The 13,506-nt window shown below is 67.0% G+C and carries 12 protein-coding genes; 4 read left to right on the plus strand and 8 right to left on the minus strand.

Annotation, left to right across the window (positions count from 1 at the left end; translation table 11 throughout):
- Positions 1-2: 2 nt before the first annotated feature.
- From AC1ROX_RS27850 to AC1ROX_RS27860, 3 genes are read right to left on the minus strand one after another with little or no spacing between them, the layout of a single operon-like run.
- The gene (locus AC1ROX_RS27850) at positions 3-1,163 is read right to left on the minus strand and encodes a mandelate racemase/muconate lactonizing enzyme family protein (RefSeq protein ID WP_493131460.1); all 1,161 of its coding nucleotides are present in this window, start codon (positions 1,161-1,163) and stop codon (positions 3-5) included.
- An 11-nt stretch (positions 1,164-1,174) separates the two neighbouring features.
- Positions 1,175-2,386: an MFS transporter gene (locus AC1ROX_RS27855; protein ID WP_493131462.1), complete on the minus strand. Its 1,212-nt coding sequence runs from the start codon at positions 2,384-2,386 to the stop codon at positions 1,175-1,177.
- Between the two features lie 2 nt (positions 2,387-2,388).
- A complete protein-coding gene (locus AC1ROX_RS27860; protein WP_493131464.1) occupies positions 2,389-3,333 on the minus strand; it encodes an SMP-30/gluconolactonase/LRE family protein in 945 nt (314 codons plus the stop codon).
- Positions 3,334-3,446: 113 nt separating this feature from the next.
- Between AC1ROX_RS27860 and AC1ROX_RS27865 the strand changes: the two genes are divergently transcribed.
- Both AC1ROX_RS27865 and AC1ROX_RS27870 read left to right on the plus strand, forming a co-directional pair.
- The gene (locus AC1ROX_RS27865) at positions 3,447-4,307 is read left to right on the plus strand and encodes a hypothetical protein (protein ID WP_493131467.1); all 861 of its coding nucleotides are present in this window, start codon (positions 3,447-3,449) and stop codon (positions 4,305-4,307) included.
- Between the two features lie 149 nt (positions 4,308-4,456).
- Positions 4,457-6,322: a dihydroxy-acid dehydratase domain-containing protein gene (locus AC1ROX_RS27870; protein WP_493131469.1), complete on the plus strand. Its 1,866-nt coding sequence runs from the start codon at positions 4,457-4,459 to the stop codon at positions 6,320-6,322.
- Positions 6,323-6,403: 81 nt separating this feature from the next.
- Here AC1ROX_RS27870 and AC1ROX_RS27875 read toward each other — a convergent pair whose 3' ends face one another.
- From AC1ROX_RS27875 to AC1ROX_RS27885, 3 genes are read right to left on the minus strand one after another with little or no spacing between them, the layout of a single operon-like run.
- Positions 6,404-8,077, minus strand: coding sequence for a hydantoinase B/oxoprolinase family protein (locus AC1ROX_RS27875; protein WP_493131471.1), 1,674 nt, complete (start codon positions 8,075-8,077; stop codon positions 6,404-6,406).
- On the minus strand, positions 8,074-10,140 hold the full coding sequence (locus AC1ROX_RS27880) for a hydantoinase/oxoprolinase family protein (protein ID WP_493131473.1): 2,067 nt from the start codon (positions 10,138-10,140) through the stop codon (positions 8,074-8,076). The genes AC1ROX_RS27875 and AC1ROX_RS27880 overlap by 4 nt, the downstream gene beginning before the upstream one ends.
- Positions 10,141-10,142: 2 nt before the next feature.
- Entirely contained in the window at positions 10,143-11,105 is a 963-nt protein-coding gene (locus AC1ROX_RS27885; RefSeq protein ID WP_493131475.1) for a Bug family tripartite tricarboxylate transporter substrate binding protein, read from the minus strand.
- Between the two features lie 98 nt (positions 11,106-11,203).
- Here AC1ROX_RS27885 and AC1ROX_RS27890 point away from each other — a divergent pair, with 98 nt between their 5' ends.
- Complete coding sequence (locus AC1ROX_RS27890; protein ID WP_493131477.1) at positions 11,204-11,608, plus strand: GFA family protein; 405 nt, start codon at positions 11,204-11,206, stop codon at positions 11,606-11,608.
- Positions 11,609-11,614: 6 nt separating this feature from the next.
- On the opposite strand, the gene AC1ROX_RS27895 is transcribed toward AC1ROX_RS27890, so the two are convergent.
- The gene (locus AC1ROX_RS27895) at positions 11,615-12,763 is read right to left on the minus strand and encodes an aminotransferase class V-fold PLP-dependent enzyme (RefSeq protein WP_493131479.1); all 1,149 of its coding nucleotides are present in this window, start codon (positions 12,761-12,763) and stop codon (positions 11,615-11,617) included.
- Positions 12,764-12,874: 111 nt separating this feature from the next.
- Positions 12,875-13,063 (minus strand): CsbD family protein, encoded by a 189-nt coding sequence (locus tag AC1ROX_RS27900; RefSeq protein WP_493131480.1) that lies wholly within the window; start codon positions 13,061-13,063, stop codon positions 12,875-12,877.
- A 147-nt stretch (positions 13,064-13,210) separates the two neighbouring features.
- Between AC1ROX_RS27900 and AC1ROX_RS27905 the strand changes: the two genes are divergently transcribed.
- Positions 13,211-13,390, plus strand: a complete 180-nt coding sequence (locus AC1ROX_RS27905) for a DUF1127 domain-containing protein (RefSeq protein WP_493131482.1) — start codon at positions 13,211-13,213, stop codon at positions 13,388-13,390.
- Positions 13,391-13,506 lie beyond the last annotated feature (116 nt).

Below are 13,506 nucleotides of genomic sequence, written 5' to 3' on the forward strand. Positions count from 1 at the left end.
CGTCAGGCGATTTCCTTCATCACCGACCACAGGTCGGCCTTGCGTTCGAAGCCGATGCCCGGCGAGTCGGGCATCGTCACGCGGCCGTCGACCACGGCGCAGTCGTCGGCGAAGCCGCCGAACGGTGCGAAGACCTGCGGGTAGGATTCGTTGCCGCCGCATTGCAGGCCGACGGCGATGTTCAGTGCAAACTGGTGGCCGCCGTGCGGCACGCAGCGCCGCGGCGACCAGCCGTGCGCCTTCAGCATCTCGATCGTGCGCAGGTATTCGACCAGCCCGTAGGAGAGGGCGGGATCGTATTGAAGGATGTCGCGGTCGGGCCGAAGTCCGCCGTGGCGGATCAGGTTCCGCGCGTCCTGCATCGAGAACAGGTTCTCGCCGGTCGCGAGCGGCGGCGCGTACTCTGTGGCGAGTGCTGCGTGCGCCAGATAGTCGAGCGGGTCGAGCGGCTCCTCGTACCAGCGCAGGCCGAAGTCCTTGATGGCGCGGCCGAACTCGATGGCCGTGGTGAGGTCGAACTTGCCGTTCACGTCCACGGCCAGCCGCTCGCCGGCACCGACGATCTTCAGCACCGCCTCGATGCGCTTCAAATCCTCGACCAGCGGTACGCCACCGACCTTCATCTTCACGCAGGAATAGCCCAGGCCGAGATAGTGCTTCATCTCGTCCTGCAGCCCTTCCAGCCCCTTGCCGGGGTAGTAGTAACCGCCGGCGGCATAGACCCAGGCCTTCTCGTCGGCCCGGCCGCCGTTGTAGCGGTCGGCCAGCAGCTTCCAGAGCGGCACGCGCTTGGCCTTGGCCACTGCATCCCAGATCGCCATGTCGAGCACGCCGACGGCGACGGAGCGCTCGCCGTGCCCGCCCGGCTTCTCGTTGGCCATCATGGCGGCCCAGCATTTCGCCGGGTCGATCAGCCCTTCGGCATCGAGCAGCGACTCCGGCTTGGCCTGGCTGAGGCGCGGGATGAAGCGCTCGCCCAGCAGGCCGTGCTGTGCGTAGCGGCCGTTCGAGTTGAAGCCGAAGCCCACCACCGGCTTGCCGTCGACCATCACGTCGGTGACGACGGCCACGACCGAAGCGGTCATCTGGCTGAAGTCGATATAGGCGTTGGCGATATTGGAGCGGATGGGCGAGATGATGTCGCGAATGGCGACGATGCGCATGGTCGTGTCCTTCAGGCGTAGACGTTGCGACGATTCTGGCGCAACAGGAGCCACCAGGCCACTGCGCCGTTCAGCAGGTTCCAGGCGATGCCGTTGATGAAGGCGGCGCGGTAGGAGCCCGTCATGTCGAACAGCACGCCGCCCATCCAGCCGCCCAGCGCCATGCCGACCAGGGTCGAGGAGATGGCGAGGCCGACCCGGAAGCCCGCTTCTTTCGGCGGAAAGTATTCGCGCACGATGATGGCGTAGGACGGCACGATGCCGCCCTGGAACAGGCCGAACAGGGCCGAGGCGAGGTAGAGCGAGTTGATCGAATCGTCGACGAGATAGAAGACCAGCGCCACGCACTGCAGCGTCGAACCCAGCAGCAGGGTCTTGATGCCGCCGACCCGGTCGGCGATCCAGCCCGAGGCGATGCGGCTCACGATGCCGAAGCCCAGCATCAGCGACAGCATCTCCGCGCCGCGCGCCACGCCGTAGCCCAGGTCGGCGCAGTAGGCGACGATATGGACCTGGGGCATCGACATGGCGACGCAGCAGCCGATGCCGGCCACGATCAACACGGCCTGCAGGCCGTTGGGCGACAGGCCGAGCGAGCGCGGTGAATGGATAGCGCCACCGGCGGCAGCACCTTCGGTTCCCGTCGCGTGCAGCGGCGGCTTGCGGCGCAAGGTCAGCGCCAGCGGGATCATCGCCACGAAGCACAGCGCGCCGGCCGCCCAGTAGGTGACCCGCCAGCCATGGTCGGCGATCATGGTCTGGATGATCGTGGGCCAGATCGCGCCGGCGAGATAGTTGCCGGACGCGGCGATGGCGACGGCAATGCCGCGGCGCCGGTCGAACCAGTGCGAGATGTCGGCGACCAGCGGCGCGAAGGTCGCGGCCGCGCTGAACCCGATCAGCACCTGGACCGCGGCAAACAGCGGCAGCGAGGGCGTGAACGGCGCCGTCGCGAAGCCGATGGCGAGGCCCGTGGCGCTCAGGATCGCGGTGAGCACGATGCCGCGCTGGTCGACCAGCTTGCCCCAGGTGACGCCGCCGGCGAAGAAGCCCAGCGTGTTCATCGTGTAGGCGAAGGAAATGTCGGCGCGTGTGATGCCGAGATCCTGCTGGATCGACGGCAGCGCCACGACCAGGCACCACATGCCGATGCCGCCGACCGTGCTCAAGGTCACGCTGGCGGCCAGGCGCCACCAGGCATAACTCGACTCGACTCCGGACATGATCAGCCGCCGATCGCGCCCTGCGTGTTGACGTAGAGGGCGTAGAGCGAATGGCTGGCCGCCATGAACAAGCGGTTGCGGTAGCGGCCGCCGAAGCAGAGGTTGGCGCAGCGCTCGGGCAGGTCGATATGGCCGATCGGCTTGCCCGACGAGTTGAAGACACGCACGCCGTCGAGATCGGCCGAACCCATGCCCCAGCCGCACCACAGGTTGCCGTCGACATCGACGCGGAAGCCGTCGGGCGAGCCGCCCGGGCCGGCATCGATCAGGACAGAGCCCTTGCCCAGCGTCGTGCCGTCGGCCGACACGTCGTAGGACAGGATCGTGCGATGCGGCTCGGCGCGCGAGGCCACGACATAGAGCTTCTTCTCGTCAGGCGAGAAGGCCAGCCCGTTGGGGCCGGGAATGTCGTCGGCCATCATCGCGAGCTTGCCGGTCGTCGGATCGAGGCGATAGACGGCGGGCTTGTTCTGGCTCTCTTCCTTGTGGCCCTCGTAGTAGCCCAGGATGCCGAAGGTCGGATCGGTGAACCAGATCGAGCCGTCGGACTTCACCACCACGTCGTTGGGCGAGTTGAGCGGCTTGCCGTTGTAGGAATCGGCCAGCACCGTGATGGCGCCGTCATATTCGAAGCGCACGACGCGGCGGGCATCGTGCTCGCAGGCGATCAGCCGGCCGCGACGGTCGCGCGTATGACCGTTGGCGTTGTTCGAGGGCTTGCGGAAGATCGAGACGTTGCCCGTCTCCTCGTCCCAGCGCAGCACGCGGTTGTTGGGAATGTCGCTCCACAGCAGATAGCGGCCGTCACCGAACCAGACGGGCCCCTCGGACCAGCGGCAACCCGTGTAGAGCCGCTCGACCGAGGCCAGCATCAGCCGGTACTGGTTGAACGACGGATCGAGCACGCGCACCGCAGGATCGGGATAGCGCTCGTTGGGCTGCCACATCTCTTGGTTTCCTCGTTTCATTTTCCGGCGCCGAGACTAGCGCCAAGTGGCCGTGAGCGCCTCCTTGGAATTGCAGGGCCACCGTGCAGGCATGGAGGACCTGCTGCTTCAGCTTGCAGTTGCAATTCGCGAGCTGGCTCTGCAACTTCGCTCCGGTCAATCGGGGGCACGTAATGAAAGTATTCGGCTTTATCAAACTGCTGACGTTGCTGGTCGCGATCGACCTGGGCACGCTCGGGGCGGCGATGGCGCAGCCTGCAACGTCGCCGTCGGTCAAGGCAGATGACCCGTTCACCTACTACTATCGCGATCCCCGGCCCGAGCGTCTGGTTGGCGCTCTCGATGCCCTTGGCAAGAAGCCATTGGACTGGATCGCTTATCCACCCGTTGCCGGCCTTCTCGCCGTGGTGTTCGCGACGCAGCCGGGATGGATCGGGAAGCTCGTTCCGGCTCAACTCGACGCCCGGTTGGCCACGACGATTGCCGCGGCCCTTCAACTGTCCGGCCAGCCCGCCTCGAAGGATCTGCAGGCCCGTCTGGCCCAAGCCGGGACGGATCCGACGCTTGCGGCCCAGTTCGCCGGCCTGCCAAACCGCTTGACCGACCTCAGGATCGCGATCCCGACCCATCTCGACATTCTGTGGGGTGCATCTTTCGCCAGCGGTGACGGCCGCTACGTCCTCATGATCATCGACTTCATGGCCCGGACGGCCAATCGGTCCGAACCCATCGCACTCGATGTCGTTCGGGTCGCCGCGGGGGCCGCACGCAAGGACTTTGGCGAGCTGGGCAAGCTCAAGGACAAGTACGATCAGAGGCTTCTGATCGAAATCGCCTATGCCGGGACGGCCGCCTGGGCACTCACCTCCAACGCCCGCCAGCATGGCTTCGTCGATGTCACGGTGAAGCGCTACATTTCCGAGCATCCGGGGACCTGGGCGGCGAAGGTGTTGGCCGTGCTGAAGGCCTCGTAAGGGCCGTTCTCCCGGGGTTTCGGGGAGCGGCTGGCGGCCTGTCACGGGATTGAAGAAATCGCGGGAATGGCCCGGCGGGCCTGTGATATACCGCCAAGCCCGTTCGCAGCCGCAGCGGGCCAGACTGCATGTCCTATGGGATGGTTGTGATGAAGCCGAAGTTTGTGACCATTGACCGGCACCCGGGCCGCTCGGCCCAGACGATCGGTGTTGCCCGCGCGCTTGGGACCGATGAGGCTCTCATTCACGAGCCGTCGGTCGGCGTCGTCGGCACCAAGGGCGACAGCCAGTGCTATCTCGGCGTCATGTCGAAGGTCGAGGCGATCCACGCCCAGCTCAAGGCCCGCATCGGCACCGGCCCGAACCAGCTCAAGATGCGCCTGGTCCAACCCGAGTATACGATCGCCACGTCGGACGGCATCCGCAACGGCACGCGCGAGATGCGCTACTCGCTGATCGGCCGCGAGGTGACCCAGGACGCGCTGTGCGAGCATCTGAGCGCCACCGGCCTCGCCGGCACGATCGCGGTCGTGGCCTGCGACAAGCCGCCGGTCGGCACGCTCTCGGCGCTGCTCGAGCATAATCTGCCGTCGATCATCATGTCGGACGGCGCGATCCATCCCGGCAAGGAGCCCAACACCGGCGAGCCGCTCGACATCGTGAGCGCCTACCAGGTCGCCGGCCATCCCGACGCGGACTACCGGCACCTCATCGCCTGCCACGCCTGCCCCGGCATCGGCAGCTGCGGCGGCATGTTCACCTACAACACCATGCAGACCTTCATCGGCGTGGTCGGCATGCAGCCGCTGCAGATGGTGGCGCCGCCGTCCGACGATCCGCGCCGCACCGGCGAATTCGCCGCCGAGCTGGTCGATCATCTGGCCAACCTGATGAAGAACGACCTGAAGCCGCGCGACATCGTGGTGCGCGATTCGATCCGCAACGCGGTGATCGTGGCGATGGCGGTCGGCGGCTCGACCAACGTCGTGCTGCACGCACCGGAAATCGCGCGCGCCGCCGGCTTCGCCGACTTCTGGAAGGACGTCGTGACGCCGGAGGAGTTCAACTACCTGTCGCAGAACATCGTCCCGGTGCTGACCGACGCGCGGCCCTACGGCAAATACTCGATGGTCGACATCGACAAGGTGGGCGGCGTGCAGGTGATCGTGCGCGAGCTGCTCGATGCCGGCCTGCTGAACGGCGATGTGCTGACCTGCACCGGCGAGACGTTGGCCAAGCAGGTCGAGCGGCTGGGTGCGAGGAAGGCCGACGGCAAGGTCGTCTATCCGGTCGAGAAGCCCTACAAGCCGACCGGCGGCCTGCGCATGCTGGGCGGCAACCTGTCGCCGGACTTCTCGGCGATCCTGAAGCTCGCGGGTGTCGAGGGCGGCCTCGAGAACAACCTGTTCCGTGGCCGTGCGCGTGTGTTCGAGGGCGAGCAGGGCCTGCTCAAGGCGCTCGACGAGACGCCGGACACCTTCCAGAACAACGACATCGTCATCGTGCGCTACGAAGGGCCGAACGGCGCGCCGGGCATGCCGGAGATGCTCGATCCGACCTCGCGCATCACCACGCTCTGCCGCGAGCGCAACATCGTCGTGGCCCTGATGACCGACGCGCGCTTCTCGGGTGGCTCGGTCGGCCTCGTGATCGGCCATGTCGGCCCCGAAGCGGCGATCGGCGGCCCGATCGGGCTGGTCGAGGAGGGCGACGAGATCGTGGCCGACCTCAACATCAACGAGCTGAACTGCACCCAGCTCGCCGACCCCGCCATCCATGCCAAGCGCAAGGCGGCGTGGGACAAGGTCGTCGCCGACAATGGCGGCATCCATCCCAACTGCGGCATCGCCGATACGCGCCTGCTCCATCGCGCCCGCACCAGCGCGGTGCCGGCGACGCGCGGCGGCGGCCTCCATCCCAACCGCGAGGTCTGGGTCCGCGCGCCGCGCAAGGCCGAGCGCCAGAACTTCAAGCTGCGCAACAAGCACCGCCCGGAGTTCGACAAGAGCTTCTGACGGGGTTCATTGGAGCGCGCCACTCCAGTGGCGCTCTTCCGAATCCGAGCGCCACTGGAGTGGCGCGCTCCAATGATATGACTAATCGTCCTCGACGCCGTACGCCGCCTTGGCGGCTTCCTTGCTGACGAGGCCGAGCTTGATGTCGCGTTTGACGGCTTCCGGATCGCGCTTCGACGGATCGCCGTAGCCGCCGCCGCCCGGCATCTCGACGACCAGCCGCTCGCCGGCCGGGATGGTGTGGAAGCCCTTGGCCTTCAGCTCCTGGCCTGACGCCAGCGACAGGCGGCCGTTGGCGCCGGACTGTCCGCCGTCGCGACCACGCGCCGGATGCTTCACGCGCTCGAAGGTCGCAAAGATGCCGAAGGGCGCGCCTTCCCGGTGCTCGACTTCCATCACCTGACCCAGGCCGCCGCGCTGCTCGCCGGCACCGCCGGAATCCTGGCGGTATTCCTTCTTCCAGACGACCACGGGCGCGATGGTCTCGGTGATCTCGACCGGAACGTTGCGAACGCCCGAGGGAAAAGGCGTCGCCGATAGGCCGTCGAGCGTCGGCCGCGCGCCGGTGCCGCCGGAATGGAAAGTCGTCACCATGAAGGGGCGGCTGTTTCCGATCGTGCCGGTCATGCCGTGGCCGGCGCCAAGCTTCAGGTTCCAGAGGTTGGACGTGCCCTCGGCCGGCACCTGGCCCGGGATCACCTGGTGCAGGGCGTCGAAGCAGACGTCGGGCAGCATGTGGCCGATCGTGCTGCGCGCGTTCACCGCGGCGGGGAACAGCGCGTTGACGATGGTGTTGTCCGGCGCCGTCACCAGGATCGAATCGAGCGTGCCGGCATTGTTCGGGATGGTCGGCGCCACGACGCACTTGATGCCGAAGGCGGTGTAGGCCTCAGTGTAGCACATGGGCGAATTTATGCCGTAGATCGACGAGCCCGAGGTGCCGGCATAGTCGACGGCGATGTGGTCGGCGTGGATGGTGACGGCGGCATGCAGGTCGATCGGCGCGTCGTAGCCGTCGATGCGCATATGGCCCTTCCAGGTGCCGCGCGGCAGCTTGGAGATGGCGGCGATCATGCCGGCGCCGCTCTTCTCGATGATGTGCGTGCCTAGCTCGTCGAGGTTGTCGATGCCGTGCTCGGCCATCATGTCGGAGAGGCGCTTCTCGCCGATGCCGTTGCAGCCGACCAGCGCATGGATGTCGCCCTCGACCTGCACCGGCTCGCGCACGTTGGCCCGCACGATGCGCATCACGCTCTCGTCGATCACGCCCTCGCGCATCAGCGGCAGCAGCGGCAGGAACAGGCCCTCATGGAAGACCTGCCGGCCGTCGGGCGACTGGCCGAGGCCGCCGATGTCGACCACGTGCGTGGTGCAGGAGAACAGCGCCACCAGCTTGCCGTTGTGGAAGGCGGGCGAGGTGACGACGATGTCGTAGAGATGGCCGGTGCCTTTCCACGGATCGTTGGTGACGTAGGCGTCGCCCTCCTTCATCGTCTCGACCGGGAACTCGCGGATGAAGTGGATGACGCTGCGCGCCATCGAATTCACGTGGCCCGGCGTGCCGGTCACGGCCTGCGCCAGCATGCGGCCCTCGAGATCGAACACGCCGGCCGAGATGTCGCCGGCCTCGCGCGCGCTGGTCGAGAAGGCGGTGCGCACCAGGGCGCGGGCCTGCTCCTCGACGACGGAGAGCAGGCGGTTCCACATGACCTGCAGGCGGATTTCGCCGAGTGGAGATTTGGGAGACGTGCTCATGCGCGGTCCTCCAGGACGATCTGGCCCACTTCGTTGATGCGGGCGGTGAAGCCGTTGGGAACGACGGTGGTGGTGCCGTCCTCGACGATGAGTGCCGGCCCGTCGAGCGACATCCCGGGCGTGAGCGAGTCGCGCTCATGCAGGGCATTCTGTTCGCGCAGGCCGCTCACGGGATCGAAGACCTCGCGATGGCTCGACGGTGCCGGCGCGGCGGTCTCGGCGATGGCTTTTGCCGGCGGCGGCAGCGGCCGGTCGGTGGCGATCGACAGGGTCCAGGTCAGCGCCTCGACCTCGAGCTTGGGAATGGCGCGGCCGAACACCTGCTCGTAGGTCGCCTCGAAGCGTCGGCGCAGTTCGCCGGCGGCATCGGGCGCGAAGGGTTCGTTCGGCAGCGGCACCGCGATCTCGTGGCCCTGGCCGCGATAGCGCATGAACGCCTGCCGCGATTCGACCAGCGTCTCGCCGGGCGCCGCCGGCCGCACGACCGCTTCGGCCTCGGCGCGCATGGCGGCAAACAGCTCGTTCAGCATCTTGGCGTCGAACATGTCGAGCCGCATATGGCGCGTGCGCACGACCTCGTAGGCGATGGAGGCGCGCAGGAACCCGAAGGCGGAGCCGACACCCGCGCCGACCGGCACGATCACCTGCTTCATGCCGAGCTTGCGGGCGAGACGCGCCGCGTGCAGCGGCGCCGCACCGCCGAAGGCGATCAGCGCACGGTCGGCCGTATCCTTGCCGTTCTCGACCGCGTGCACGCGGGCGGCACTCGCCATTGTCTCGTCGACGATCTCGGCGACGCCCGCCGCCGCGCCTTGGGCATCCGTGTTGAGCGGCCCGGTCAGCGATTGCAGCGCCGCCTCGGCCTTGTCGCGATGGAGCGGAATGGCGCCGCCGGCGAAGCGCGTGGGATCGAGGCGACCGAGGGCGGTGTCGGCATCGGTCACCGTGGGCTCGGTGCCGCCGCGGCCGTAGCTGGCGGGACCAGGCACGCTGCCTGCCGAATCGGGACCGACCTGGATACGGCCCAGCGCGTCGATGCGCGCGATCGAGCCGCCGCCGGCGCCGATCTCGACCAGCTCGATCACGGGGATGCGCACCGGCAGGCCGGAGCCCTGCACGAAGCGATAGGCGCGCGCGACCTCGAACTGGCGCGAGCGCTGCAGTTCCAGGTCATCGAGCAAGGTGAGCTTGGCGGTGGTGCCGCCCATGTCGAAGGCGACGGCCTTGCGGGCGTCGTTCTCGGCGGCGACCGTGCGCGCGAGGATCGCGCCGCCGGCCGGGCCCGATTCGACCAGGCGCACGGGGTAACGCCGCGCCGTGTCGACGGTGGTGATGCCGCCCGACGACATCATCAGCAGGAGCGGGCCGGCGATGCCTTCCTTCTTCAGGTCGGCTTCGAGCTGGCCGAGATAGCCCGCCATGCGCGGCAGGACGTAGGCATTGGCGATGGTCGTCGAGGTGCGCTCGTACTCGCGGATCTCGGGGCAGACCTCGCAGGACAGCGAGATGGCAATGCCCGGCAGCGCCTCGGCCAGGATCGCGCCGGCGCGACGCTCATGCGCCTCGTTGGTGAAGCTGTGCAGGAAGCAGACGGCGACCGCCTCGATCTTCTCGGCTTTCAATTGCTTCGCGACACGGCGCACGGCCGCTTCGTCGAGCGCCAGCAGTACGGCGCCGTCGGAGGCTACACGCTCCGGCACGCCGAAGCGCAGGTCGCGCGACACCAGCGGCTGCGGCCGTTCCATGTAGATGTCGTACTGCTCGAAGCGGTGCTCCCAGGCCATCTCGACGGAATCGCGGAAGCCTTCCGTGGTGATCAGCGCGGTGCGCGCGCCCTTGCGCTCGATGAGCGCGTTGGTGGCCAAGGTTGTGCCGTGGACAACCAGGCTCACATCCTGCGGCCGGCATTTCGCCTCGGCCAGGATGGAGCGCACGCCCTCCAGCACGGCGCGCTCGGGCGCGTCGGGCGTGGTCAGGACCTTGATGGCATGGGCGGTCGTGCCGGTTTCGAGCACGACATCGGTGAACGTGCCGCCGATGTCGACGGCCAAGCGGGAGGACATTTCTACTCGTCGATCTTGATGTTGCCCTTGCGCACCACGTCGCCCCAGGTGACGGAATCGCGCTTGAGGAAGGCCACGTAGTCGGCCGGGGAGAGAAGGGCTGGGGTGAGGCCGTTCTCGTCGTACTTCTTCTTCACGTCGGGCTCGGCCAGCACCTTGGCAATGGCGGCGTTCAGCCGGTCGACGATCGCCGTTGGGGTCTTGGGCGGGGCCGCGAGCCCGTACCAGTTCTCCGCCTCGTAGCCCTTCACGGCTTCGGCAAGCGCCGGCGTATCGGGCAGGACGGGCCAGCGCTCGGGCGAGGTGACGGCCATGGCGCGCGCCTTGCCGCCGCGGATCAGGCTCAGCGTCGCGGGATCGCCGAAATAGGCGTCGACGATGCCGGCGGCGAGATCGTTCAGCGCCGGACCGGTGCCGCGATAGGGCACGTGGACCATCTTGAGGCCGGACATCTGGGTGAAGAGCTCGCCCGCGAGATGCTGGCTGGTGCCGATGCCGCCCGACGCCCAGCGCAGCTCCTGCTTCTTCGCCAGTTCCATGAATTCGGGCAGCGTCTTGGCCGGCAGGTCGTTGCGCACTGCGACGATGAAGGGCATGCGCACCAGGCGCGTGATCTGCGTCAGCGCCATCGGATCGTAGGGCATCTTCCGCAGATGCGGCCCGGCCGTCAGCGTGCCGGCGCCGGTCAGCGACAGCGTGTAGCCGTCGGGCGGGGCATGCGACATCGCCTCGACGCCGATGATGCCGCCGGCGCCACCCTTGTTCTCGATGACGATGGTCTGTCCCAGTTCCTTCGACAGCGGCTCCATCATCAGCCGCGCCGTCAGGTCGACGCCGCCGCCCGGCGGGAAGGGCACGATGATCTTGATCGGCCGCTCGGGATATTTGCCCTGCGCGAATGCCGCACGGGTGACGAAGGGCGACGCGAGCGCTGCGATGAGAAGATGCCGACGTGTGTTACGCAAAACCAACCCCTTTGCTTCCCGCCGGACCTTGACAGGCGAGCATCGAGGCTTCAACACTTAACTAATAAGTTAAGTTAACAATCCCGAGGTGAAGGACGATGAAGAAGACCTATCAGGGCGGTTGCCATTGCGGTGCCGTGCGCTTCGAGTGCGAACTGGATCCTGCTGCCGGCTCGAGCCGCTGCAACTGCTCTGTCTGCGCCAAGGGCCGTTTCTGGAAAGCAATTGCCAAGGCCGATGCCTTCCGCGTCCTGCAGGGTGCCGACAGGCTGACCGTCTACAGCTTCGGCCGCGGCGCGATCCAGCATCACTTCTGCCGGACCTGCGGCATCAAGCCCTTCGGTCGCGGCGACATGGAGGCGATGGGCGGCGTCTTCTATGGCGTCAATCTCGCCTGCCTCGACGAGCCGGCGCCAGAAGCCTTCGCCGCCGGTGCGATCTCCTATGAGGACGGCCGGCACGACGATTGGTCGAAGGCGCCCACGGAGACGCGGCACCTGTAGTGCGCGTTATAGCGCGACCTTCTTGAAAACCTCGACGAAACGATCGACGTCCTGCTCGTCGTTGTAGACGTGCGGGCTGATGCGCAGGCGGCCGAGGCGCGGCGCGGCATAGACATTCTCCGCCGCGAGCTTCTGCGGCAGGTCGTCTTCCATGCCCTTGGGAAACTGCAGGCAGAGGAGTTGCGGCGCCCGCAGCTTGCGGTCGAGCACGCGCACACCCGTGTTAGCGAGCCCGTCGGCCAGGCGGTCGGTCAGCATGGCGAGGCGGGCGACGATCGGATCGTTGCCCCAGCCGGCCATCATCTCCATGCCGACCGCGGCCATCTCGAGGGTGATGAAATGGTCGCGCTCGCCCATGTCGTAGCGGCGCGCGCCGTCGGCATAGGAAAGGTCGCGGAAATAGACCTTCTGTTCGGCCGCGACGCCCTTGCGCGCCGGCGCGGTCTGTTCCAGCGGCACGCCGTTCTGGTGACGCTTGGCGACATACAGGAAGGCGCGGCCATAGGGACCCAGCACCCACTTGTAGGTCGGGAAGATCAGAAAGTCGGGATCGAGCGTCTTCACGTCGATGCGGCGGACGCCGGCATCGTGCGTGGCATCGACCAGGAAGGCTGCGCCCGTCTGTTTCGCCGCTTCGGCAACCCGCGTCAGGTCGATGGCGCCGCCGTCCGACCAATGGACGGAGGAGATCGAAACCAGCGAGAGCGGCGCCGCATCCTTGCGCGCGATCGCATCGAGCACCGCCGAGGTCCAGTCGCCGTCGGCCGGCTGCTTCACCTGCTCGACCGTGTAGCCACCCTGCTCGGCGCGGCTCATCCATTCCAGAACGGGGGAGGTGTGATCGTCTTGCAGGACCAGCACGCGGCTGCCGCGCGCGAGGCTCATCACCTTGCCCGCGGTCGACACGCCGTAGCCGACGGAAGGAATTAGCGCGATGTCGACGGGATCGGCGCCGATCAGCGCCGCCGCGGCCTTGCGGGCGCGCTCGTACTGCTTCGACATGAAGTCCGCATCGAGCTTCCACGGCTGGCCCTTGCGGCCGACACCGATACGACCAGCTTCCTGCACCGCGAGCGGCAGCGGGCTCCAGGCGGCCGCATTGAGGAAGCAGACGTCGCGCGGAATGTCGAAAAGGTCGCGTTGGGAGGAGAGCATGATACCGCCATCGATGAAGATGGCGAGAAGCCTAGGCCAATCGCGCGCAAAGAAAAAGGACGCCCGTCCTGCGACGGGCGCCCCTTTCCAATACTTCGAAGGATCGCGGCGTTAGCCGTCGATCGCCTTCTTCAGCGCATCCTTGGTCTTGCCGACAGCCTGCTGGGCCTCGCCCTTGGCTTCCTGCAGGGCGCCTTCGACCTTCATCTTGTCGCTATCGACCACATTGCCGATGCCCTGTTTGGCCTTGCCGACCGCCTCGTTGGTGACGCCCTTGACCTTGTCGGTGGTGCTGCTCATGACAGTCTCCTCTGTTGAAAATGGCTTCGAGCCTTCTCAACGCCTCGCGCCCGGAGGAGTTGCTGCGTTCGCGTCATTACCTGTCGTGTAATTGAGCGCGCCGTTACGCGGTCGCACCTTCAACTCATCAGGCCCAAGGAGGGTTGGATGAGCACATTCAACGAGCGCCTTTCTTCTTTGCTCAAGATATGGCGCGGCCGTATCGAAGCACGACGCTATCTTGCGGAGCTGGATTTGCGCAGTCTGCGCGAAGCTGGAATTTCACCCGCTGCCGCAGCCTATGAGTGCGGCAAACCGTTCTGGAAAAAGATGGGTCCACTTCGTTGACCCATTTGCGGCAGTCAGTGGGAACCCATGTCGTCTCGCGGCGTTGAACGACCACGCGCTCGGCGCGGCCGTCCGCTCGGGCGACCTCCGAATCGCGGCGTGTAGTGGTCGACGGC

It is taken from the genome of Reyranella sp. GW821-FHT14A01, from assembly GCF_058803965.1.

Bases quoted from the DNA above. Each gene is read 5' to 3' on its own strand.
- AC1ROX_RS27850 (WP_493131460.1), bottom strand. From the start codon at position 1,163: ATGCGCATCGTCGCCATTCGCGACATCATCTCGCCCATCCGCTCCAAT.
- AC1ROX_RS27855 (WP_493131462.1), bottom strand. From the start codon at position 2,386: ATGTCCGGAGTCGAGTCGAGTTATGCCTGGTGGCGCCTGGCCGCCAGC.
- AC1ROX_RS27860 (WP_493131464.1), bottom strand. From the start codon at position 3,333: ATGTGGCAGCCCAACGAGCGCTATCCCGATCCTGCGGTGCGCGTGCTC.
- AC1ROX_RS27870 (WP_493131469.1), top strand. From the start codon at position 4,457: ATGAAGCCGAAGTTTGTGACCATTGACCGGCACCCGGGCCGCTCGGCC.
- AC1ROX_RS27875 (WP_493131471.1), bottom strand. From the start codon at position 8,077: ATGAGCACGTCTCCCAAATCTCCACTCGGCGAAATCCGCCTGCAGGTC.
- AC1ROX_RS27880 (WP_493131473.1), bottom strand. From the start codon at position 10,140: ATGTCCTCCCGCTTGGCCGTCGACATCGGCGGCACGTTCACCGATGTC.
- AC1ROX_RS27890 (WP_493131477.1), top strand. From the start codon at position 11,204: ATGAAGAAGACCTATCAGGGCGGTTGCCATTGCGGTGCCGTGCGCTTC.
- AC1ROX_RS27895 (WP_493131479.1), bottom strand. From the start codon at position 12,763: ATGCTCTCCTCCCAACGCGACCTTTTCGACATTCCGCGCGACGTCTGC.
- AC1ROX_RS27900 (WP_493131480.1), bottom strand. From the start codon at position 13,063: ATGAGCAGCACCACCGACAAGGTCAAGGGCGTCACCAACGAGGCGGTC.
- AC1ROX_RS27905 (WP_493131482.1), top strand. From the start codon at position 13,211: ATGAGCACATTCAACGAGCGCCTTTCTTCTTTGCTCAAGATATGGCGC.